19 protein-coding genes are annotated in these 22053 nt (G+C 56.7%); 7 read left to right on the top strand and 12 right to left on the bottom strand.

Going from position 1 to position 22053, the window contains the following annotated elements; translation table 11 throughout:
* Positions 1 to 28: 28 nt before the first annotated feature.
* Positions 29 to 2395, top strand: a complete 2367-nt coding sequence (locus tag B1C80_RS11775) for a PQQ-binding-like beta-propeller repeat protein (RefSeq protein WP_077921294.1) — start codon at positions 29 to 31, stop codon at positions 2393 to 2395.
* 31 nt (positions 2396 to 2426) lie between these two features.
* Here the strand turns inward: B1C80_RS11775 and B1C80_RS11770 are convergent, their stop codons facing one another.
* From B1C80_RS11770 to B1C80_RS11755, 4 genes are all read right to left on the bottom strand, one after another.
* On the bottom strand, positions 2427 to 3167 hold the full coding sequence (locus B1C80_RS11770; protein WP_201723563.1) for a 3-oxoacyl-ACP reductase family protein: 741 nt from the start codon (positions 3165 to 3167) through the stop codon (positions 2427 to 2429).
* A gap of 237 nt (positions 3168 to 3404) precedes the next feature.
* Positions 3405 to 4649: a hypothetical protein gene (locus B1C80_RS11765; RefSeq protein ID WP_077921292.1), complete on the bottom strand. Its 1245-nt coding sequence runs from the start codon at positions 4647 to 4649 to the stop codon at positions 3405 to 3407.
* A gap of 59 nt (positions 4650 to 4708) precedes the next feature.
* The gene (locus B1C80_RS11760; RefSeq protein WP_077921291.1) at positions 4709 to 5014 is read right to left on the bottom strand and encodes a transcriptional regulator; all 306 of its coding nucleotides are present in this window, start codon (positions 5012 to 5014) and stop codon (positions 4709 to 4711) included.
* Between the two features lie 39 nt (positions 5015 to 5053).
* The gene (locus tag B1C80_RS11755; protein ID WP_077921290.1) at positions 5054 to 5683 is read right to left on the bottom strand and encodes a hypothetical protein; all 630 of its coding nucleotides are present in this window, start codon (positions 5681 to 5683) and stop codon (positions 5054 to 5056) included.
* A gap of 217 nt (positions 5684 to 5900) precedes the next feature.
* Between B1C80_RS11755 and B1C80_RS11750 the strand changes: the two genes are divergently transcribed.
* A complete protein-coding gene (locus tag B1C80_RS11750; RefSeq protein ID WP_077921289.1) occupies positions 5901 to 6701 on the top strand; it encodes a CPBP family intramembrane glutamic endopeptidase in 801 nt (266 codons plus the stop codon).
* On the opposite strand, the gene B1C80_RS11745 is transcribed toward B1C80_RS11750, so the two are convergent.
* The gene (locus B1C80_RS11745; protein WP_077921288.1) at positions 6693 to 7619 is read right to left on the bottom strand and encodes a Nif3-like dinuclear metal center hexameric protein; all 927 of its coding nucleotides are present in this window, start codon (positions 7617 to 7619) and stop codon (positions 6693 to 6695) included. The genes B1C80_RS11750 and B1C80_RS11745 overlap by 9 nt on opposite strands.
* A 268-nt stretch (positions 7620 to 7887) precedes the next feature.
* Here B1C80_RS11745 and B1C80_RS11740 point away from each other — a divergent pair, with 268 nt between their 5' ends.
* The 5 genes from B1C80_RS11740 (at position 7888) to B1C80_RS11720 (ending at position 16403) form a co-directional block, all read left to right on the top strand.
* On the top strand, positions 7888 to 8889 hold the full coding sequence (locus B1C80_RS11740; RefSeq protein ID WP_077921734.1) for a formylglycine-generating enzyme family protein: 1002 nt from the start codon (positions 7888 to 7890) through the stop codon (positions 8887 to 8889).
* Positions 8890 to 8956: 67 nt separating this feature from the next.
* A complete protein-coding gene (locus B1C80_RS11735) occupies positions 8957 to 10639 on the top strand; it encodes a sulfatase (protein WP_077921287.1) in 1683 nt (560 codons plus the stop codon).
* 382 nt (positions 10640 to 11021) lie between these two features.
* On the top strand, positions 11022 to 13925 hold the full coding sequence (locus B1C80_RS11730; RefSeq protein ID WP_077921286.1) for a PAS domain-containing protein: 2904 nt from the start codon (positions 11022 to 11024) through the stop codon (positions 13923 to 13925).
* A 137-nt stretch (positions 13926 to 14062) separates the two neighbouring features.
* Positions 14063 to 14629 (top strand): antibiotic biosynthesis monooxygenase, encoded by a 567-nt coding sequence (locus B1C80_RS11725; protein ID WP_077921285.1) that lies wholly within the window; start codon positions 14063 to 14065, stop codon positions 14627 to 14629.
* A 442-nt stretch (positions 14630 to 15071) separates the two neighbouring features.
* Positions 15072 to 16403, top strand: a complete 1332-nt coding sequence (locus tag B1C80_RS11720) for a family 1 glycosylhydrolase (RefSeq protein ID WP_077921284.1) — start codon at positions 15072 to 15074, stop codon at positions 16401 to 16403.
* Between the two features lie 27 nt (positions 16404 to 16430).
* Here the strand turns inward: B1C80_RS11720 and B1C80_RS11715 are convergent, their stop codons facing one another.
* The 7 genes from B1C80_RS11715 to B1C80_RS11685 form a co-directional block, all read right to left on the bottom strand.
* Positions 16431 to 17270 carry a ceramidase domain-containing protein gene (locus B1C80_RS11715; protein ID WP_077921283.1) on the bottom strand — a complete coding sequence of 280 codons (840 nt, stop codon included), beginning with the start codon at positions 17268 to 17270 and terminating at the stop codon, positions 16431 to 16433.
* 238 nt (positions 17271 to 17508) lie between these two features.
* A complete protein-coding gene (locus B1C80_RS11710; RefSeq protein WP_236648736.1) occupies positions 17509 to 18495 on the bottom strand; it encodes a hypothetical protein in 987 nt (328 codons plus the stop codon).
* A gap of 232 nt (positions 18496 to 18727) precedes the next feature.
* Complete coding sequence (locus B1C80_RS11705; protein WP_077921281.1) at positions 18728 to 19069, bottom strand: YtxH domain-containing protein; 342 nt, start codon at positions 19067 to 19069, stop codon at positions 18728 to 18730.
* An 827-nt stretch (positions 19070 to 19896) separates the two neighbouring features.
* The gene (locus tag B1C80_RS11700) at positions 19897 to 20307 is read right to left on the bottom strand and encodes a molybdenum cofactor biosynthesis protein MoaE (RefSeq protein WP_077921280.1); all 411 of its coding nucleotides are present in this window, start codon (positions 20305 to 20307) and stop codon (positions 19897 to 19899) included.
* A 5-nt stretch (positions 20308 to 20312) separates the two neighbouring features.
* On the bottom strand, positions 20313 to 20561 hold the full coding sequence (moaD, locus tag B1C80_RS11695; RefSeq protein ID WP_077921279.1) for a molybdopterin converting factor subunit 1: 249 nt from the start codon (positions 20559 to 20561) through the stop codon (positions 20313 to 20315).
* A 106-nt stretch (positions 20562 to 20667) separates the two neighbouring features.
* Positions 20668 to 20949 carry a hypothetical protein gene (locus B1C80_RS11690; protein WP_077921278.1) on the bottom strand — a complete coding sequence of 94 codons (282 nt, stop codon included), beginning with the start codon at positions 20947 to 20949 and terminating at the stop codon, positions 20668 to 20670.
* 43 nt (positions 20950 to 20992) lie between these two features.
* The gene (locus tag B1C80_RS11685) at positions 20993 to 22009 is read right to left on the bottom strand and encodes a S1C family serine protease (RefSeq protein WP_077921277.1); all 1017 of its coding nucleotides are present in this window, start codon (positions 22007 to 22009) and stop codon (positions 20993 to 20995) included.
* Positions 22010 to 22053 lie beyond the last annotated feature (44 nt).

Genomic DNA, 22053 nt, shown 5'->3' with positions numbered 1-22053 from the left:
CCGAAAGGTACCTAACTGCCCCTAACTCATGAAAACGTTTTCATCGAAACTACGAGTTTCCGAACCATACCAGCCGGTGATCTGGTGTGGGTTGTTACTGATTGCCTGGGTGGCCTGTAGCGCGTTGCTGACCCGGCAGGACTTACCCTTTGCCGCGGCCGACGAGCCGGATGACCAGCACACAACCTGGAAAGACTATGGCGGTGGCCCCGACCAGTCGAAGTTTGTGGCGCTGACCGGCATCACCAAAGCTAACGTCAGCCAGCTTAAAGTCGCCTGGTTTTATCCGACAAACGATAAGAACGTTTACCAGTTCAACCCCCTCATTGTTGGCAATACCATGTACGTGCTGGCCAAGGATAATTCGCTGGTGGCGCTGGATGCAACAACGGGTAAGGAAATCTGGATTCATGCCCACCTCCAGGGTATGGCCATCCGGGGCATCAACTACTGGCAGAGCAAAGATGGTAAGGACCGGCGGTTGCTGTTCCAGATGAACAATTACCTCCAGGCCATCGACGCCAGTACCGGCAAGTCGATCCTGAGTTTCGGCCAGAACGGGCTGGTCGATCTGCGCGAAGGACTCGGGCGCGATCCCAAAACGATTGTTCGGGTTCAGTCCGGTACGCCCGGCAAAATAGTGGACGATCTGATCCTGCTGGGGTCGGCTACGGGCGAAAACTACATTTCGTCGCCGGGGCACCTGCGGGCCTTTAATGTCGTTACGGGCAAACGCGCCTGGACGTTCCATACCATTCCGCATCCGGGCGAGTATGGCTACGACACCTGGCCCAAAGACGCCTATACGTACATCGGGGGCGTCAATACCTGGGGCGAAATATCCGTCGATACCAAACGGCACATTGCCTATTTCCCGCTGGGTTCGCCCACCTACGACTACTACGGGGGCGACCGCATTGGCAGCAACCTGTACGGCAACTGCATCCTGGCTCTGGATACCCGCACCGGCAAACGGTTGTGGCATTTTCAGCTGGTTCACCATGACCTGTGGGACTATGACCTGTCAGCGGCTCCGCAGCTGATCACCGTAACCCACAAAGGCAAACGAATCGATGCGGTAGCCGTTGCCGGCAAAAACGGGTTTCTGTTTGCGTTCAACCGGGTTACCGGCGAACCGCTCTGGCCCATCGAAGAGCGCCCCGTGCCGGCCAGCACCATTCCCGGCGAGCAGTCGTGGCCTACGCAGCCTTACCCAACAGTGCTGCCCCCGTTTGGCCGGCAGAACATGACCTCCAAAGATATTAATCCCTACCTGCTCACCGACAAGGAACGCGCCGACTGGAAGCAGCGCATCGACAGCATGGGTACGGGCCTGTATACGCCCCTGTCCATGACCCGCGAAACCCTGTCGATACCGGGCGCCGTGGGCGGAGCCAGCTGGGGTAGTACGGCCGCCAACCCCGCCCGGGGACTGGTATACGTGCGTAGTATCGACTGGCCTTCGGTATACGGGAAGATAGAAAAACGCGACATACCCGGGCAGGATGAGTCGGCGTCGGTGGCGCTGACCGAGATGGGGCAGGAGCTGTACACCAAAAACTGCCAGGTCTGCCACGGCGCCGACCGGAAAGGACTGGTGGGGCCGCAGCTGCTGGATGTGGCGACGAGACTCAACTTTGAGAAGTTTCAGCAGGTCGTCGTGGCCGGTAAGGGGGAGATGCCCGCTTTTCCGCACCTCGACGAAAGCACCCTCCGGAAGCTGTACACGTTTCTGACCAGCCAGACCGGTGGCGATCCGCGTATGGCCCGGCCGGGCGGGAACCGCAAGCTCGAACCGCTCAGCGGACCAGTCGTGGCCTCGGGCGGAGCGCCGGGCGGGCAGCAGCTGCGCGACATTGCCGAATCGGCCCGGGCGGCCTCCCGGATGGGATTCAACTCGTACGGGGCACCCTACCCGGCGGGTGCCAGCGCTCCCAAAACCCGCTACTTCGTTCCGCCGGGCTGGGGCCTTGGCTCGCCCTATATCATCAGCCCGCCCTGGTCGTCGATCATTGCCTATGACCTCAACGAGGGCGTCATCAAATGGCGAATACCCATCGGGCGCGACAAGGAGGTGGCCGAACAGGGCGCTACAGAAAACACGGGTTTGCTGCGTTCCCAGCGCCATGGGATGATCGTTACCTCGACCGGACTGCTTTTCTGTACGGCCCGGGATGGAAAGATCTACGCGCTGGATGCTGATACCGGCAAGGAGCTATGGGCCGGACAGCTGCCCACCGGAACCGAAGGGCTGCCGTCGATGTACGCGGTAAACGGACGGCAGTATCTGGTGGTGCCCGCTACCACCCCGCTCCGATGGGGCCGGGCCGAAGGGCGCCCCGACAACGCCACATCGGCTCCCCAGGGCGGGTATGTCGTGTTTTCGCTGCCCTGAGGCCAACCCGGAGTCTAGTCCTGTTACGGGACTAGCTCATGTACCAGCCGCCATTGACGTTGATGGTTTGCCCGTTTATGTAGCCATTGGTAGCCAGCAGCAGCGCCACGTCCGCAATTTCTTCGGGCTGGCCGAAGCGCCCCAGCGGGATGATCGTGGGTTTGATAGCGGGGTTGTTTTTGATCATGTCGGTCTCGATCAGGGCGGGAGCTATGGCGTTGGCGGTGATGCCTCCGTACTGGGCGAGCATCCCTGCATAGGCATGTGTCAGGCCAAGCATACCGGCTTTGGCCGCTGCGTAATGGGGGCCCACCACGCCCCCCAGCTGAGCCGCCACCGAGGAGATGTTGATGATGCGGCCAAAGCGCTGCTCAATCATGGCCGGCAGGGCCGCCTGAGTCGTCAGGAAGGCCGAGGTGAGGTTTACCGTCAGCGACTGCTGAAAATCGGCCAGGGTCAGGTCCAGCAACGGCCTGGTCGGGTTGATGCCTGCGTTGTTGACCAGAATGGTTACGGGACCGGCCTGGTCGCTGATCTGGTCGAAAAGATTCCGCACGTCGGTCTCGTCCGATACGTCGGCCCGGAGAGCCAGCGCTTTGCCGCCGGTTGCTGTGATCCGCGAGGCAATCGACTCGGCTTCCTGCCGGCTGCTTTTGTAATTGACAACCACCGTGGCTCCCGCCGACGCCAGACGCAGGGCTATTTCCTGCCCGATGCCCCGGGATGCCCCCGTAACCAGGGCTATTTTATCAAGTAAGGGTTGGTCTTTCACGATAGATGTTCGGCTTGATAGCATGGCCTGCTTCCGAACGAAAATAAGGGTAGCAGGCCATACAGATTGATGATGAATCCCTATAGCAGAAACCGAACGTTACGACTAATCGGCTGGATATTGATCGGGATAGGCGTCCTTATTTATTTTCTGGCCGATCGGATATAAGCTTCTCTGACGACCACGGAGCCGGTGCCCGTCAGAGAAGTGTCTGTGGCGCCTGACCGGGTCGATGTCTTATTTAAACCCAAAGAGCAGCGGGAACAGGAAGGTCACGATGCCGGTCCACAGGCTGTAGATCGGCAGAAACAGGGTCATCGACTGGCCCACCAGCGAGAGGTCGGTTCGACGGGTTACGGCGCCCAGCAGCCTGAACGCTACATAAACCAGATGAGTGATCATTAGCAGGTTGGCGCCCAGTACGGCAATCCGGTTGGGCGTTACGCCCCATTCGGCAATCCGGAACAGGACCGCCGACAGCGCGATGCCGTTTACGAGGATGGTCACCGCCGAAAGCAGAAAAAGGATAAGAAGCTGAACCGGGCTCTTGCTGGCGGGTGTGGCCTCGGCCACCGAAAAGAAAATCAGCGCCATAACGCCGATCAGCAGCGCGTTGAAGAGAAGAAGAAACTCCCGATCGTGATACGGATCTTTGCCCGAGACAACCGTAGCCACCAGATAAACCACCAGCATAACCAGCGCAACGGGGCTGAACAGGTTCGCAATCACGGGCGAAACCCGGCCGACCAGAGCCGGCTGAGACTGGGTGATAAACGTAGCCACCATCGGTACGGCAGCCAGTCCGCAAACGACCACGTACTCGAAGTATGTCTGCTCAATGTTCCACCCAATCAGCTTGAACAGCCCAATGGTGAGCCCCGTGGTTAGGCCGCCGGTAATCAGCAGCAGGGCGATCATCACGGCCAGCTCCCCGTTATACCGCAGAAAACCCAGCCAGTTGATTCCGCTTCTTAACCGCCCCCCGCCAAAGGTGAACCCCAGCAGCGACCAGAGCCATAAGGGCAGATGGATACAGGCCAGAATCAGGGTGTCGCTGGTGTTGGTTTGAGGCAGTGCATTGATGAACCCGATGGCAATCAGGATGAGCCCGGCCAGCCACAGTCCGGTCAGGCGGGAGAGGTTGTTTTTCCAGCCAAAATAGGCCATCAGGATAGGGAAAACGATGAAGCCTATGTTCCGGGTGTAAAAGAACTCCTTATCCAGCGACAGCAGGGTTGGCAGTTTGGCCAGCAGGGCCGCCAGTAGCGATGCCCCAACCACAACGATTCGGTCGTTGCGGGTGCCCCAGACAGATTCGTCCTGGCCGTAGTTGAGTCGATGGTACCAGCTCTCGGCCACAGGGTTGTTCTGCAACTGAGGATACAGGCTGTTAAAGACCGTTTTGAAGGTCGGTTTGTTGGCCCGGTACAACTTCTCGAGCTGGCCGGGATTCTGCAGGTTCAACAGGATTTCGTCACGCATGGCGGTAATGTATGAGATAGTAAAGTACTTTGTTATTCAAAGTGAAGAGATGAAAAAAATTAGTTGCTTTTCGTGTTCAGAACCAGTTGCTCCAGCGCGTTCAAGTGGTTTCTGAAGGCCTCGGTTCCTGCCAGCGTGGCCTGGTAAACGGTATTCGGCTTCCGCCCCACAAACTGCTTCTCGACCCGCAGATACCCGGCTTCTTCCAGGGCTCGCAAATGGCTGGCGAGGTTGCCATCGGTCAGGTGCAGACTTTCTTTCAGAACGGTAAAGCTGACAGGATCTGACACCATCAGCACCGACATGATGCCCAGCCGGACCCGACTCTCGAAGTCTTTGTTGATATGGTTTATGTAATCATTCACATCTCGATAGTCAGGACGTTCGATGGCTTGATACAGTCTTTACCTGTCTTTTTCGTACTTGTCGTACATCAGCGTACCGTAGAGGATATTTAGCCCTCCAAAGCCAGCTCCCCAGGCCAGCAGACCATACTCGACCTGAAAGCTGGCCAGCAACCCGAGGGCGATTTGCCCCAGACCCAGGTAGTGGATATCGATAAACGTGTACTTGCTGCTGTTGATCAGCGCGAGTCCGTAAAAGATAAGCATCGCCGGTGCTACCAGGTACGGGATCTGGTGGTAGAGCAAAACTCCGCAAAATACCCCGCCCGCGCTCAGCGGAATGAACAGGTTGCCGAAAACCCGCTGACCCGGCTCCTGCCAGATCGACTGCCCGGCTTTCTGCGCCTTCAGCCAGCTGAAAAAGACCACCGAGCCAAGGGCCAGTACCAGCGTCGCCAGCGCCGTCAGCATCAGGAGCTGGCCGGTTGCTGCCGGAAGCTGACCCTGACAGACAGCCGAGTAGGATACATGCTGCTGGTTCAGGATGCCGTATACGACGCCGAGCCCGACCAGGGCCAGCAGACCGACAACAATGCCGGAGAACCCACTCAGGGACGTGAAGCGGGAGGAGCGTTCCATCAGGCTGCGGATCTCCTGCAAGGCTTCGAGTTGCTCTTGATGCTGTGTCATATAAAGTACTTTGTGGTTCAAAGTTAATACTATTTTTTGTTGCGTAACATCGGCCCGAAAAAAAACAGTGAATACCGGCAGGTCAGTAGGGGCAGCACCGTCAGCACCTGCCCAACGCCAGTTGCACGCTGAGTTTTATCGGCGCGCTGCCTGAGGGTTCTCATACCGTCAGCCAGCGTTGGGGCAGACATTGCGGGGGAGTTAATCCGGGTAGGTTATGTATTCAATCGGACGTTTTTATCTGCTGGCGTGCGCTTTTTCGTGGGCCTGCTGGCTTCCTTACATTCAGCCGCTGTGGTTTCCGGGCTGGTCCCTGTCGGCGGTGCCTCATTACCTGGGTCTGGCGGGCCCCATGCTGGCAGGCCTGTATCTGACCTGGCGAGAGAGGGGCCAGGCGGGGCTGCAAAAGCTGGTGCAGCGCATGGTTATACCCCGCCGGCCGCTGTTTTACGGGCTGGTTGTTCCCCTGCTTCCGTTGGGGCTGGTGCTGGGCGTAGCCTGGGTCAGTGCCCGTTGGCAGGGGATCGCGGTAGACTGGATGGCCGTCTGGCGCACGTCCGAGCTGCCAGCCATCAGGCCTGTCCCGTACCTGCTGCTCACGCTGGGCTGGGTCGGCCTGGGTGAAGAAACGGGCTGGAGAGGCTACGCCCTGCCCCGGCTCCTGAATCAACATACCGCACTCGGCGCTTCGGGCTGGCTTACGCTGGGCTGGGCAGTCTGGCACTGGCCATTGTTTCTGTATGCCAGGTCCGGCTTTAGTCGCCTGGATGAGGCTGGCCTAGCGGGCTGGCTTGTTAGTCTGTGGTGTGGCTCGATCCTGTTTACGTTTCTTTTCAGCAGAAGCCGGGGCAGTATACTGGCCTGTGCGCTTTTTCACGGGCTGATGGATGTGGCCTTTATGGCTAACCTGCCAATACCCGGTCTGCAAACGGTCGTGGGCGCAACCGTAACTGTAGCCGGCCTGGTGGTAAGTGGTCTATACGCTGTTGGCAGGTTGCCAGTCCGCGGGTCAGAGTAACTGAAACGGGCTTCCGCTGGGTATGTGGGTAACCTGCAGACCCGCCAGTTTGGGCGTCAGCCAGGTAGCTGCGTAAGCCATGCCGGCTTCTTCGCTGACGGCGTGGCTAAGCACGACCAGCGATGTTTTCTGGCCCATCAGCAGGCCGTCTCTGACCCGCTCCACCGTTTCCCATTCTCTGGTTTCTCCACTCAGGATCACATCGGGCTTGTACGCCTGAATGGCGGCTATCTGACGCTTGCTGTCCATGTAGCCAAACGCCAGGTACAGACTGCGGCAGGGCTGTTGCAACCGGCCTACTACCCGTACGGAGGGAATATCCAGCTTTTGCTTCACCTGCTGAACGATCGACCGCAACGGCATGGCCTGGGGCAGGGTAATGATGCGGGGATTCGCGCTGTCGTAGAGTTTGTCCCAGCCGAGCCTGAGCAAGTTGCCGAACAGGATACCATCGGGCTTGTGGGTGTGCCAGTAGTCATGAAATCGCCACAGGGCAATCTTGTGCTTCGTCAGCAGGTCTACTTTGTACCGATAAGCATCGTCCTGCTGCAGCCAGTCGGTCTGATCTTCGTTGTTGTAAAACGGGGTTTCGTGGGCAATAATGAAGTTAGCTCCGGCTTTTACCGTCTTTTCGATGACCTCCAGGGTGGGAAACATGGTCGTAACGATACCCGTTACCGACTGGTCAGGACTACCGGCCCGCAGCTGATCGACCGTTTTGGCGAAGGGCGCGCCCGGAATCTCCCGCAGGATGAGATCGATAACCTGCTGAACGGTATAAGCCGCGCTGGTTTGACCGGGATAATGAGCCGGGCCAACGCGTGGTAAAGCCGACAGGAGTGGCGTTGCTGCCAGCGCCGTAACGCTGGTCAGGAAGGTTCGTCGGTTCGGGAAACCCGGTTCGATGGGGAGATTCATGGGGTAGGGGTAAAGTAGACTAAAGTAGTATAGAAATTGAACACACTTTCCTATAAGGACAAAAATCCGTCTGTTATTACTAACCCATCTGGACTAGTAGTTTAGCTGATGTCGCTAACTTTAGCCAGTGAGCCACTGGCCAGACGCAGCTATGACCCCTAAAATTAGCCGCCTTATCGATTGCTCCGTTCACCCAGCGTTACGATTTCGGGGCGTGCTAACCGTTACGCGCGTAGCCTCGGTGCTGATCGGTTTGGGGAGCGCCGTCATGGGCGGATGCCAGTCAACATCGGAGTCGGCCACGAACGCTTCGCCCGGCCGCGCCAGCGAAAAACCTGCCGACCCTTCCACAATTCGTCAGGCGGCCGGTACGGGCCACCCCGACGGGATGGTCTGGATACCCGGTACTACGTTTCTGATGGGCGCCGACGAGTTTCCCGATGCCCGGCCCGTTCATAACGTGACCGTTGCTGGTTTCTGGATGGACGAGCACGAAGTGACCAATGCCGAGTTTGCCCGCTTCGTCAGCAAGACGGGCTATGTCACCGTAGCCGAACGACCGCTGAAGCCAGCCGATTTCCCGGACGTTCCCGTCGATCAGCTGGTGTCCGGCTCTGCGGTGTTTACGCCCCCCGCCCAGGCCGTATCCCTCACCGATCCGCTGCAGTGGTGGCGGTACGTAGGCGGTGCGAGCTGGCGGCATCCGAAGGGGCCGGGCAGTTCCCTACAGGGGCGCGACAACGAGCCGGTTGTGCATGTCAGCTACGAAGATGCGGCCGCCTACGCGCAGTGGGCGGGCAAACGACTACCTACCGAAGCCGAATGGGAACTGGCTGCACGGGGTGGCAAAAAGCCGTCTACCTACTACTGGGGTGACGAGCTGAAGCCGGCGGGCAAATGGATGGCCAACATTTACCAGGGCAATTTTCCGCAGAAAAACACGGAAGAAGACGGGTACGCCGAAGCCGCTCCGGTCAAAACGTTCCCACCTAACCCGTACGGGCTGTACGACATGGACGGTAATGTGTGGGAGTGGTGTCAGGACTTTTACCGCCCCGATTACTACGCTGCGTCGCCGGCTCAGAATCCGCAGGGACCCACTGATAGCTACGACCCCGACGAGCCTGGCGCCATAAAGCGGGTGCAGCGGGGCGGCTCGTTTCTGTGCAGTGATCAATATTGTATTCGATACAAAGCCGGGAGCCGGGGCAAAGGAGAAGTAACGAGTGGGAGTAACAACCTCGGCTTTCGGTGCGTAACATCCAGATAATCGTTTCGGCGGTGTTTGCGAGCTGGCTCAGGCCGGTATCGATAGCGCAGCCACAATCGTTGACCCTATGAACAGAAAGACGCTTTTTCGCTCCGTACCGGGAGCTGTTGCCCTGGCTGCGCTGCTGGCCATCCCCAGCTACATGTCCGTTCAGCTGGATAACCGCCTGCCGGACCAGGCCGGGCCGCAGCGCCCCAATGTCATTTTTATTATCTCGGACGACCATACCTCCCAGGCTATCAGCGCCTATGGCAGTAAACTGGCCAAAACGCCCCATATTGACCGGATTGCCCGGGAGGGAGCCATTCTGTACAACAACGTGGTAGCTAATTCCATCTGCGGACCCAGCCGGGCCACCTTACTGACCGGCCAGTATTCGCACCGGAATGGCTATAAGTTCAACGAGAAAGTCTTCGACATCACCCAGCCGGTATTTACGGAAGAGCTGCAGAAAAACGGCTATCAGACCGCCTGGATCGGCAAAATGCACCTCGGTAGCCTGCCCCACGGGTTCGACTACCTCAATATCCTGCCGGGGCATGGCAGTTATTACAATTCGGATTTTGTCAACTCCAACAACGAGACCAAACGCTACCCGGGCTACGTGACCGATGTCGTAACGACCTTGTCGACAGACTGGCTGGACCGGCGGGATACGAAGAGGCCTTTTTTCCTGGTGGTTGGTCATAAGGCAACCCACCGCGAGTGGATGCCCGCGTTGGAGGATCTGGGGGCTTATGACAAGGTCACGTTCCCGATACCGGCTACGTTTTATGACAACTACGAAGGCCGGCTGGCGGCTCAGAAACAGGAAATGAGCATCGACAAGACGATGAGTCTCATGGCCGACCTTAAAGTGAACGTCGCCTATGAGGTCAACGAGGCTACCGTCGATCAGGAAAAGGCCAAGTTCCGGAAAGCCCTGTACGGATCGAACCAACCAACGCCCGAGCAGGAAAAGCAGCTGGATACCTACGTTCGGGAGGGCGCCTACCGACGGCTCAGCCCGGAGCAGAAAAAGGCGTTCTCCGGCTATTATCAGAAAATCAGCCGCGAGTTTGAGGAGAAAAAGCTGACGGGTAAAGCCCTGGCCGAGTGGAAATACCAGCGATACCTGAAAGATTATCTGTCGACGGCCAACTCGCTCGACCGGAACATCGGCAAACTGCTCGATTACCTCGATAAAAGTGGCCTGGCCAAAAATACGGTGGTCGTTTACACCTCTGATCAGGGTTTTTATCTGGGAGAACACGGGTGGTTCGATAAGCGGTGGATCTACGAAGAATCACTGAAAACGCCTTTCGTGATTCGGTATCCGGGGGTTATCAAACCGGGCAGCCAGGTGCGGCAGATCGTATCGAACGTCGACTGGGCGCCCACGCTGCTCAGCCTGACCGGCACCCGCGTTCCGGCCTATATCCAGGGTGAATCGTTTATGCCGCTGTTGACCGGAGGTCAGAAAAACTGGCGAAACCAGGCGTATTACCACTACTACGAGTATCCGCAGCCGCACCGGGTATCGCCCCATTTCGGATTACGCACGAACCAGTACACCCTGGCCCGCTTCTACGGCCCGGATGATTTCTGGGAGCTATACGACATTCAGAAAGATCCCCAGAATCTTAAAAACCTCTACGGGCAGAAAGGCTACGAGAACGTGACGGCTAGGCTCAAAGCCCAGTTAAAAGAGCAGATTGTCAGGTACAAAGACGAAGAGGCCCTCAAACTGATGCAGGCCAGCCCGCAGTAATGACCCGTAGGGCCGGTCGTCCGGATCGGGCTCAGCATCGGCGCCTGATTGGGTCGTGCGGTCAGTTTTAGGGGCTTTATAGCTGATTATACGGCAAAAAAGCTATGTTTGTGAAGGACGGGGCCGCTCATACGGGGCGCTTTGACGAGGGGCTGTACCGGCTCAGAAGACGTATTTGCCACGCTATACCCCGGCTGCCGGCTAACCGGTGAGCCAAGTACAGTAAGGCAAGCCGGGGAGCTGACCCGACCGAAAAGCAGGCTTGTCAGCTTCTGCCAGTCTTCGTAAATCAACGCGTACACGCCTGTTGGGTTGACCAGCGTGGTCGGCCGTTTTCGTTCCGATTGTTTACAAGCAAAGCTCCCGGGCTCTACGCTGGATTATGGTACCCGAACAATCCGATAACGCTTCTTTCCCGTTTTTAGCCGGGGGCGGAGAGATGGGGCAGCTCACCCGTCACTACGACTGGTCGAACACATCGCTGGGGCACCCAGACCGCTGGCCGCTCAGCCTGCGTACGCTGGTCCACATGATGCTCTCGTCCCGCTTTCCCATGCTCATCTTCTGGGGACCCGACCTGATTACCTTCTATAACGACGCTTTTCGGCCCAGTTTGGGGAATGACGGCAAGCACCCCTCTTCGTTAGGGCAGCGGGGTGAAGAAAGCTGGGCCGAGTCGTGGCCGGTAATTGGCCCGATGATCAGGGGAATTATGGGCGGTGGTGACGCCGTTTGGTTCGAAGATCAGAAACTGCCCATTTACCGCGAGGGGCAGATGGGGTATGCCTACTGGACCTACAGTTTCAGTCCGCTGGCCGATGATGCCGGGGCGGTGAGCGGGGTGCTGGTCACCTGCACAGAAACAACCCAAGCCGTCGAAAGCCGACAGCAGCTGGCGGTAAGTGAAGAGCGGTTTAGCCGACTGATTGAACAGGCACCCGTAGCCATGGCTTTGTTCAGCGGTCCCCGGTTTGTCATCAGCCTCGCCAACGAACAGGTACTCGACTACTGGGGGCGTACGCGAGAAGAAGTCATCAACAAGCCCCTTTTCGACGCCCTACCCGAAGCCGCCGGCCAGGGCTTTGAAGAGCTGCTGACGGGCGTTTATACCACCGGCAAACGGTTTGTAGCCAACGAACTCAAGGTTATGCTGGAGCGTAATGGCCAGCTGGAGCCTACCTACATTGATTTTGTCTACGAACCCTTCTACGAGAGCGATGGCGTTATCTCGGGGGTACTGGTTATCTCTACCGAGATAACCGACCAGGTTTTAACCCGTCGGCAGGTAGAAGCCAACGAGCAGCTGCTCGATGCCATGATTCAGCGCAGCCCGCTCGGGGTGGCTGTTTTCCGGGGTGCCAATAACCTGATTGAGCGGGCTAACCCGGCCTTGTCTCAACTCTGGAACCACTCCGCTGAAGAGGTAACGGGTTGGCCCCTGCTCGAAGCTGCTCCTCAACTAGCCGGGCAGGGCTTCGATCGCCAGCTGGAAGCCGTACGGGAAACCGGGCAGCCCTTCATTGGCCGGGAGCAACCGGTCCGGCTGGTTCGTAACGGGCAACTGAAAGAACTCTTTTTTGACTACGTGTACGAGCCGCTGCCCAACCCGGACGGGAGCATCGATCGGGTTATGGTAGTGGCCAATGAAGTAACCGAGCAGCGGCTGGCCCGTCAGCAAATCGAGCAAAGCCAGCAGCGGCTTCTGGCTTCGTTTGAAGATGCCCCCGTCGGGATCGCCCTCATCAGCGGGAAAGAGCTGATTTTTCAGATGGCCAACCCCTTTTACGGACGGCTGGCAGGACGCCCCCCTCACGAACTGGTAGGGAAGCCCCTCCTGACGGCCCTCCCCGAACTGGCGGGGCAGGGTTTCGACGAGCTGCTCCGTCAGGTGATGAGTACCGGCGAGTCGTACCGCAACCATGAGGTGCCCGTCGTTGTACGGCATGGCGACCGGCTGGAAACGATCTATATCGATCACACCTACCATCCCCAGCGGGATTCGACCGGTCAGATTACCCACGTGCTGGTCGTTGTCGTCGATATGACCCAGCATGTGCATACCCGGCGGGCGGTTGAGGCCAGCGAAACCCGGCTTCGTTCGGTCATAGCCAGTGCACCTGCGGCCATGGGGCTGTTCATGGGGCGCGATCTGGTGGTCGAGCTACCCAACCAGGCCTTCATCGATATTGTCGGGAAAGGCCCCGACATCGTCGGGAAGCCGCTGCGGGAGGTAATGCCCGAACTGTTAACCGAAAACCAGCCTTTTCTGCAAATTCTGGATACGGTCTACACCTCGGGGCAGATGTTCCAGAGCTTCGGTTCGCAGGTGAAAATTGTCCGCAATGGGGTCATGACGGATAACTTCTACAACATCACCTACACCCCCCTGCGCGACGAGCAGGGCAGGGTGTTTGCCATCCTCGACATTGCCATCGACGTCACTGAGCAGATCAAAGCGCAGCAGGATCTTCAACAAAGCGAAGCCCGTTACCGGCAGCTATCGGCCGATCTGGAGCAGCAGGTACAGGCGCGTACCCAGCAGCTGCAGGCGCTGGTGGGTGATCTGCGCCGGTCTAACGAGAACCTGCAGCAGTTTGCCTACGTAGCCTCCCACGATCTGCAGGAACCGCTGCGCAAGATCCAATCGTTTGGCGATATCCTGAAACCGCAGTATGCCGACGGCCTGGGCGAGGGGGTGAACTTTCTGGAGCGGATGCAGGCAGCCGCCAGCCGGATGTCGACGCTCATTAAAGATCTGCTGAGCTTCTCCCGCATTTCTACCCAGCAGGAAGATCAGGCGCAGGTTTCCTTAACGGCGGTTGTGCAGGAGGTACTGCTGGACCTGGAGATGGTTATTGATGAAACCAAAGCCCAGGTAACGATTGACCCACTACCGACGGTAGCAGGCGATACATCGCAGCTGGGGCAGCTCTTCAGTAATCTGTTCTCCAACGCGCTGAAATTCCGCCGGCCAGACGCGACTCCGCAGATCCGGATCAGGTGCGAACGGGTGGTGGCTGCTGCCTTGCCGCCAGCCATTCAGCCCACCCGAACGGCCGACGTGTATTTTTGCATTGAGGTGGCCGATAACGGCATCGGGTTCGACGCCCGGTATGCCGATCGTATTTTCCAGGTGTTTCAGCGGCTACACAGTAAGGGCGAATTTGCGGGTACCGGCATTGGGCTGGCTATTTGTCAGAAAGTAGCGGCCAACCATGGCGGCACCATTACCGCCACCAGTCAGCCCGGCCAGGGAGCTACCTTCAGCTTGTATCTGCCGGCCTAAGGCCCGCTCGGTTGCCGGTACGAATAACTTCTTACTGGATTTGTTACAGCTGGTAAAAGAGGTTGAGCCGGCTCCGAAAGTATTTTTACAACTAACTGCTTATATCCGTCAGACCGTATCACCAAGTGACTCTCGCCATGTCAGCCAGTATGCCGATCGAAATTGACAGCGCCGTGACGACGATTATTCTCCAGCGGCCCATCAAACAGCAGATTCACGCTTATGAAAACTGGCTGAAGGAAATGGTGCCCCTGGCGCAACGGGCTGCGGGGCATCGGGGGGTGAATGTAATCCGACCCCATGGCGAGAACGACGAATACACCATTGTTCTTCATTTTTCTTCCGAAGCTGACCTGCATAACTGGCTGGAGTCGGACATCCGCCGGCAAATGATCGAGAAGGTGCGGCCTTTGCTGCACGCCGACGAACAGATAGATGTGAAAACAGGGCTTGAGTTCTGGTTCACCCCACCGGCTTCCCGAAAAGCGGCTCCGGCCTACAAGCAGTTTCTGCTGACATGGTCGGCTATTTTTCCCTTATCCATTCTTATTCCCTGGCTGCTATCGCCCTTTTTGTCGGCCCTTCCTGCTTGGTTAGCGCCCCTGGTTAAACCGCTGATGACGAGTATGGTACTGGTTGGATTGATGACGTTCGTTATCATGCCACGCTATGTACGATGGGTAGCCCGGTGGCTCTACCAGTAACTCAGCTTTACACGTATTACATCAGCCTTCCTATCCGTAGCGTGGGCGACGAGACGATGCTCAGTAGGAGCCCCTTTACAGGCAGCTGCTGTACAGGAGTATGGACCTGGAAAGTAACTCTACCGGCTGTGATCTGCAACAAACTGCGCCAAAACTAGTACTATATATAGTCATCAGGAACATTTGGTCCGGAGGCAGCGCTTGGCCAGACTCCCTGGTAGCGTCGTTGCTGTCGATCAACCAGAACCCGATATCGGTAGTCCGGTACGGAAAACGGCCGTTGCCTCACCGGACTGCTGCTGATTCAGGGGCTTTCTGATAATTAAGGAGTTGCCACTACAGAACCGAGTGACCGGATTCGATACAGATAGGCAATGCTGCCAAAGATCAATCCCTGTCGCGGCCATTCGAACGGACGGAGCGGTTTGTTATACACAATCAGATGAGTATACGGATACAGAAAAAGACGGTGGATGCCACCCCAGCTTCGGCCAAAGTAGCCCTTTGGGGCGGAATCGAATGCACCGTCAATCGGGTAGGGGATGTATATCAGGATCAGATCAGCCGCAGCGGTCACCACGACCGGCTTTCGGATCTGGATGCGGTAGCTGAGCTGGGCATTCGGACGCTGCGCTACCCTGTACTCTGGGAACGCACGGCCCCCGACCACCCCGACTCGCTGGATTGGCGCTGGCCCGACGAGCGGCTGAACCGACTGAGGGCGCTGGGGATACGGCCCATAGTGGGTCTGGTTCACCACGGCTGCGGACCGCGTTACGCCACGTTCGATACGCCCGCTTTCGACCGGGAGCTCCCCCGCTATGCCCGGCAGGTAGCTGAGCGGTACCCCTGGGTGCAAGCCTACACGCCCGTCAACGAACCACTTACCACGGCCCGCTTCTCGGGCTTATACGGCATATGGTATCCACACGGCCGGTCGGACAAACAGTTTGTCGCTATTCTGTTAAGGCAGTTACGCGCCACTGTGCTGGCTATGGCTCAGATTCGGGCTGTTCAACCCGCGGCCCAGCTCGTTCAGACCGATGATCTGGGCTACACCCATAGTACCCCGAAATTGCGCTATCAGGCTGATTTTGAGAACGAAAGGCGCTGGCTAACCTGGGATCTGCTCAGCGGTCGCGTCACGCCTGGCCATGCCTTATGGGGCTATCTGCGGAGATCGGGTGCGTCGGAACGCGACTTGTGGTTTCACGTCGAGAACCCCTGTCCGCCCTCGTTACTCGGTATCAATCATTACGTAACCAGCGAACGATACCTGGACGAGGATCTGACTCGTCACGGGGCCTGGACCCACGGCAGTAACGGACGTCATCGATACGCCGATACCGAGATTGTGCGCGCCAACCCGGCGCAGCGGCTGGGCATTGCTGCCCTGCTCTGTCAGGCCTGGGAACGGTACCGACTGCCGATGGCCATTACCGAAGCTCATCTGGGCTGTACCGTCGATGAGCAACAGCGCTGGCTGGGCGAAGTATGGCAACAGGCCGAGGCAGCCCGGCGGGCGGGGGCCGATATCCGGGCGGTTACGGCCTGGGCGCTACTGGGCCTTTATGACTGGCACAATCTGCTGACCCGGGTCGAAAACCGCCACGAACCCGGCGTCTTCGACCTGAGCAGCGGGCGCCCGGAGCCGACTGAGCTAACGGACATGGTGCGCCAGCTGGCTCTTGGCCGACCTGTCGATACGCTCGTTCCGCCAGGCTTGGGCTGGTGGCAGGCCAAACAGACCGTTAAGGAAGTGCTGGCGGTATAAAAGCCGGATACCTGCGCAGAGAAAACGTCAGGGCCGACCAGGGTTCGAAGCTTTATCGAATCGAAAGAAACAGTAGCTGCAAAAACTGCTCAGGGCCGTCAGGACGTGCCATAACGCGTGTCCCTGATAATACGAATAAGGGTCGCAGTTGATTTTTCGTACATCCATCGTCCGGATGTAAATAGCCAGCACAATCAGCACGAAGCTGAGCAGCACCAGCCCGATAGAACGCCGGGCCCTGAACTGAACATAGTTCACCAGCATACCCACGTTCAGGAGCAGAATCAGCGCTGGCACCAGTCGGGAACTGGGCACGAGGAGGGCCAGCGGAGCCCACAGGCCAATCAGCGCCAGCAACACCACAACCCAGAGTCGTTGCTGAGTTGGCGTCAGCTGTAGTTTATGGAAAACGTGATAGATCGTAATGCCCACCAGGGTGAGCAGGATGCTATAGGTAGCGTTCATGTCTACCCGTTGGCCAACGTAAGTCAGCGAGGCATGAAAAAAGGCGCTGCCCAGGCATAAATAAACAAAGCAGGCGCCCATCAGGCCCGAGAGCAGCGGAAAACCAGCCATCCGATTAGTGACCGGAAGCCCGTGGTTTTGCTGGTCCTGATAAGCAACGAGCAGAATAAAAACGCCAAAGAACAGGTAGGCTAAGTTCGAGTAGGTATTAATCGGCTGGTGGAAGACGCGATGCGGATGGTTAAACTCGCAATATTCTACCTGTACGGCCGACTGGCTAATGGTCATGCCGTCCCAGATCGTGGCCGTCAACGTAGAATCGAGGAGCAGCCACAGGCCTAACATGGCCAGGGTAGCCAGCGTAGCTATGTTCAGTCGTCTGGAAAAAGCGGGAGAGATCATCAGGTTACCGGGTTACACCAGGCCGTGATTGTGTAGCCTGTAACGGAGCGTCACATCGTAAGGATAATTAGAATGGCTTCTACTAAACCCATTCCGCGCATTACCTGATAGCTCGCGCAAAAAGAACGGTATCCTATGGGGGTAAACCGCAAGCTCCGTAGTTTTAAAGTGATACCAAAAAAGCCGGGTATCTGCTCTGAAAGCAGATACCCGGCCTGGCGTGTAGTGGGTAGGATAATTAGCGGACGGACCCCATTGGGCGATCCAGTGAACTCAGGTTGTATTTAGAGTCGGTGCCCATCTTAGCACCGTAGCCAGCCGCTACGACCCCGATCAACAGGCCGAGGAAGCCAAAAATAGCCGCTTTGGATGCCGCAGAAGCCGTGGCATCGGCGGCCTTGCGGGTGGTGGCTTCGGCTTCTTTCTGAGTTTGCTGTAGTTTGGCAACTGCCTGTTGGTAGGTACTGATCCAGTTGTCGACAATCTGTTCAGACTCGGCCCGGCTTTTTCCGGTACGCTTCATAACCACATTTACCGCGTCTTCCCGGTCAACGCTGTTTACCGTAGTCTGTCCTTGTTTGAACAGCCGGTCGAATAACCCCCCGGCAATATCGTCGGCGGCTGCCGGGTCCGTCGCGGCCCGATCGGCGGCCGTTTTTGCCTGCTGACCTGCCTGCTCTACTTTGCGCTCCAGCGTAGCTGGGTTCAGATTGGCATCGCCGGTTTGTCGCAACAGCCGGTTGGCTTCCTTTTTCAGATCGCCCAGATCCAGGTTTTTCAGATCGATTCCGTTATCCTTGAGCTCACCCTCTACGGCGTTACCGATGCTCGGGGCTGCTGCAGCAACCGCCGTTCCGGCTGTTCTTACCAGACTGCCTACCAACCGACTAGCCCCGCCAATGAGACTGCCGATGGTCGTTGTCAGGAAATAGATCGTGATCAGTGTGGCCAGACACCAGGTCAGTACGCCATGAACAATACCATCGAACAGACGGGGGGTACTGGCTAGCCGACCGGCAATCCAGCCTCCCATAAATAAAGAAAGCAGGCTGCTTATGATGTACCAGATGGCGCTTCCGGTTCCCAGTCCGGCAGTTGGGTTGCGTTCTGATACCGGGTCGATGGTGCTTAGGCCGATGCCGAGCCCCAATAGGGTCAGCAACATCTGGCTAACAATAGCTACCAGTACGCCGGCGAAGACAGCGCTCCAGGAGATTCGTTTCATAAAACTAGCCCGTCCGTAGACTGGATCTGTCGAGTAGGAAAATTCGCGTTCCATTGTTTTGCTAATTGACGTTGAGTATTAATGTGACTACAGAAGTAAAGACGGCCCGTCGGGGCCTAGCACAGCGCTGCATCGACTTATAAAGGCTGGGCGGTTAAAAACGAATCCCCGATTCAGTCTGAGTCGGGGATTCTTTCATACTTGTTGAGTAAATCAGAATAGCCGAACTGTATTAACCGATTCTGGCTGCATCTTTCAGATGATCGACACCCGAGCGAACATCGTCGGCCAGGTGTTCGGCTTTATTTTTTGCCTTATCGGCAACGTAGCCTGCGTTCGCCTTGATGGTATCTACGGTTTCCCGAGCTTGCTCCTTCGTTCTGTTCCATTGGCGCTGGGCATCCCAGCTCTGGTCACTCAGTGAGTTCGCAATCTGCTTGCGCAGCTTTTTGCCTGATCGTGGAGCGAACAGAAAGCCGATTGTCAGGCCAGTGACCAGTCCGGTCAGTACTCCAGTCAGAAAGGTTTGGTCTGTGAGGTAGTCCTGTGGATGCTTTCTTCTTTCAAACAACATAATAGTGATGTATTAAAGTTGACTGTGATAAACACGACATTCCATTTGGAAAAACTGTGCCAACAACTCTGGGGAGTAACCAATATATTGATTGATAGTTATTTAGGTAGCTGAGTATACTTAAGGATGGTGTAACAGTGTAGGTAATTTTACACAATATCGAGGTACACTCTTCCAAGTAAGATTTGCATACAAGTGTATATATTTGCTTATAGATTAAGCATTTTTACGGCTAAGGGTCCGTGGTGCCAGGTATGTAGAAAAGCGGGTGTACATGCAGAACCTAACCCAATTCGGATTGCCACAACGCCACATAGCACGCGTCAGGTGGGGACGCTGTCGGAGAAAAGTAGGCTGAATTTAGTTCGGGAAGCAGGAGAAAACTTCCTTTATCTGCGGAGCTTACGGCAGCAGCCAGGGCGGTTAAATAAATGAATAGCAGGAATTTTAAAGCATTTTGCCTACAAATTCGTTTACTACATATACAACCAGAACGAGTCGGTGTTACCACTGGTAATTTGGCGGCAAGCCAGGCCCGGGTGGTTGCATTTCTGGCTGATATACAACTTCTTACCAGTTAACTTGTTCCCCATATGTACAACGCACTCAAGCAGATTAGTCAATACATGCAAGTGGTCAACTGGAGCCATCTGGCTGACCGGATCTTTCGGCCGGTAATTATGCCGAACGCGCAGCAGCGTAATCTTGTACCCATTCGTGTACCGGTTGATCAGCCATTTCGCAGCAACAGGCGATAGAGTTTCGCCCGGTTCATTCCAATAAGCAAACGCCCATTTGTAAATCGCAGGCCTGTAGAGCCTATTGGTTTATGGATGGGCGTTTACCCATACCTCGCCATCGGTGAATATTTCTTTTTTCCAGATAGGCACGGTTTGCTTGATGGTGTCGATTATGTAGCGGCAGGCTTCGAAGGCGTCGGCCCGGTGGGCGGTGGTGATGCCGATGAGTACAGCTATCTCGCCGGTGAGCAGCGTGCCTTTCCGGTGAATAATGGTGTAGCGCAGGATCGACCAGCGCTGGTGGGCCTCGTCGGCTATCTTCTGCATCTCGCTGATTGCCATCCGGTCGTAGGCTTCGTATTCGAGCCGGTCAACGGGGCGGTCCTGCGTATTATCGCGGACAACGCCCAGAAAGAGATCAATGGCACCCGCCTGCGACGATTGCAGGTATTTCAAGGCCGAAGCCACATCAATGGGGTCGGTGGTCAGAGCAATCATAGTTTCTAGCCACCACTCACGGGTGGAATCAGCGCAATTTCGTCTTTACTGGTTAACGTCTGGTCTACTTCGGCATATTCGCCATTTACGGCAACCAGCAAGGAGCGCACACCCGCCAGGGCCGGGTATTGCTGCCGAACCTGGTCGAGCAGATCGCCAACACGGGTTTCGGTCTGGATAGGTATGGAGAGGGCCGACTGGCCAGTCAGGTCGCGGGTAATACCGAACAGCAGTACAGATACGGTTGAGTTCATGAGGTCAAAGTAAAGAGATATACGGGTAGCAGGCAACGGAGCGATCCGCAAAAAAGCAAAGGCGTCGGAGCTATGCCCCAACGCCTTTGTCTGTGCTAAGAGCGTATTATTTCGAATTATCCAGTTTGCGCTCGGCTTTTTTCAGCTTGCGCTCTGTTTTATCCATGGCTTTATTGGTGCCATCTTTCACGTCTTCTTTGGTGTTTTTGGCAGCTCTGTCAATTTTGCGACCAGCTTTGCGCGTTTCGCGGGCGGCTTTGCCGCCGGCTGCATCTACCGTACGGCCAGCCTGACGAGCCGTTTCTTTTGCGTTTTCCTTCGTGTCCTGCGCCGAAGCCGCAGCCATTGTGAGTACCAGCGCAAAGGCCAGCATAGTGAGCTTTTTCATAGTTGTCGAGTGTTTACACTACGTATACAACTACGTTAGCCGACTAATGTTTGAACACTTTTACCTGATAGACGTAATCCTGCATCCGTTTGATCTGCTGTTTGCGGGGCAGACGAACCAGCGTATTCTTCCGGTTTAGCCGCAGTGGCAGGCCCTTCAGCGAGTCGGCCGGAATGCTGCTGATGCTTTCGAGCAGATAGGACGTCTTCACAGCGAAGCTAACCCCCTCGGAGGTAGTCTGTTTGCCGCTGATGATGCCGATCACATTGCCTTTCTCGTCGAGTAAAGGGCCGCCCGAGTTACCGGGGTTCACACCGATAGCTACCTGATAGGCCGTTGAATCGCCCCGGAAGCCGGTTCCCGAACTTAAATAGCCTTCGCCATAAACAATCTCTTCGCGGGGATAGCCCAGGGTGAAAACGCGTTCGCCCAGATCGGACGTATGTGCCTCGAAACTATACGGAACCGGTGGCATGGTTCGGAAAGCCGTATCGTCGCACAGTTGCAGAATAGCCAGATCGTGGGCCTGGTCGGTATGAACGATCCGGGCTTTGTAGATCTCGCCTTTGGCACTCTGCACATAAACCGAGTCGGCATCCCGAACAATGTGATTGTTGGTGACGAAGTAGCCATCGGGGGTCAGCAGAAAACCTGACCCGGCAATCTGAGCCGGGTTGACGCTCAGCGAGCGACTCCGCCCCGTGAAATCATTGATGAGTTTCCGCTGCGACGACTTTACCGCCTGGATCTCCTTGCTCAACTGGCTGTACTGCTGCTCCTGCTGCTTGTGGCTCTGCTGATAGGCCCGATACAGGAAAATAGAGCCAAAGGTTGTAATGACGGCTACCGACGCGGCAACGGCCAGCGTAGTGCGATACGTACGCCACAACATGCGGATCTGGCCCGACTGGGTGGCGTCTGAACGGTACATACGAGCCTCTTCACGTACGTCGTCGAGGTTCATGTCGGCATGGATAGCCGCCAGTCTGCGCCGAAACCGGATGCGGTCGCCATAGGCCCGCAGCGCGTTTTCAATGTCATTGTGTTCGTTCATATCCATATTTGTTGTGCAGACTCGTTCGAGTCAGATGGGATGATCAGTTG

It is taken from the genome of Spirosoma sp. 209, from assembly GCF_002006735.1.
GTDB classification, from domain to species: Bacteria; Bacteroidota; Bacteroidia; order Cytophagales; family Spirosomataceae; genus Spirosoma; species Spirosoma sordidisoli.
The sequence above is the reverse complement of the archived record's forward strand: the minus strand, read 5'-3'. Positions and strand labels throughout refer to the sequence as shown.

What these genes read in the sequence shown, in the direction of transcription:
- B1C80_RS11755 (WP_077921290.1), bottom strand. Translation starts at nt 5,683, where the DNA reads ATGACACAGCATCAAGAGCAACTCGAAGCCTTGCAGGAGATCCGCAGC.
- B1C80_RS11740 (WP_077921734.1), top strand. Translation starts at nt 7,888, where the DNA reads ATGGGCGGATGCCAGTCAACATCGGAGTCGGCCACGAACGCTTCGCCC.
- B1C80_RS11705 (WP_077921281.1), bottom strand. Translation starts at nt 19,069, where the DNA reads ATGTTGTTTGAAAGAAGAAAGCATCCACAGGACTACCTCACAGACCAA.
- B1C80_RS11710 (WP_236648736.1), bottom strand. Translation starts at nt 18,495, where the DNA reads ATGAAACGAATCTCCTGGAGCGCTGTCTTCGCCGGCGTACTGGTAGCT.
- B1C80_RS11715 (WP_077921283.1), bottom strand. Translation starts at nt 17,270, where the DNA reads ATGATCTCTCCCGCTTTTTCCAGACGACTGAACATAGCTACGCTGGCT.
- B1C80_RS11725 (WP_077921285.1), top strand. Translation starts at nt 14,063, where the DNA reads ATGTCAGCCAGTATGCCGATCGAAATTGACAGCGCCGTGACGACGATT.
- B1C80_RS11745 (WP_077921288.1), bottom strand. Translation starts at nt 7,619, where the DNA reads ATGAATCTCCCCATCGAACCGGGTTTCCCGAACCGACGAACCTTCCTG.
- B1C80_RS11690 (WP_077921278.1), bottom strand. Translation starts at nt 20,949, where the DNA reads ATGAAAAAGCTCACTATGCTGGCCTTTGCGCTGGTACTCACAATGGCT.
- B1C80_RS11730 (WP_077921286.1), top strand. Translation starts at nt 11,022, where the DNA reads ATGGTACCCGAACAATCCGATAACGCTTCTTTCCCGTTTTTAGCCGGG.
- B1C80_RS11775 (WP_077921294.1), top strand. Translation starts at nt 29, where the DNA reads ATGAAAACGTTTTCATCGAAACTACGAGTTTCCGAACCATACCAGCCG.
- B1C80_RS11700 (WP_077921280.1), bottom strand. Translation starts at nt 20,307, where the DNA reads ATGATTGCTCTGACCACCGACCCCATTGATGTGGCTTCGGCCTTGAAA.
- B1C80_RS11765 (WP_077921292.1), bottom strand. Translation starts at nt 4,649, where the DNA reads ATGCGTGACGAAATCCTGTTGAACCTGCAGAATCCCGGCCAGCTCGAG.
- moaD (WP_077921279.1), bottom strand. Translation starts at nt 20,561, where the DNA reads ATGAACTCAACCGTATCTGTACTGCTGTTCGGTATTACCCGCGACCTG.
- B1C80_RS11685 (WP_077921277.1), bottom strand. Translation starts at nt 22,009, where the DNA reads ATGGATATGAACGAACACAATGACATTGAAAACGCGCTGCGGGCCTAT.
- B1C80_RS11750 (WP_077921289.1), top strand. Translation starts at nt 5,901, where the DNA reads ATGTATTCAATCGGACGTTTTTATCTGCTGGCGTGCGCTTTTTCGTGG.
- B1C80_RS11735 (WP_077921287.1), top strand. Translation starts at nt 8,957, where the DNA reads ATGAACAGAAAGACGCTTTTTCGCTCCGTACCGGGAGCTGTTGCCCTG.
- B1C80_RS11720 (WP_077921284.1), top strand. Translation starts at nt 15,072, where the DNA reads ATGAGTATACGGATACAGAAAAAGACGGTGGATGCCACCCCAGCTTCG.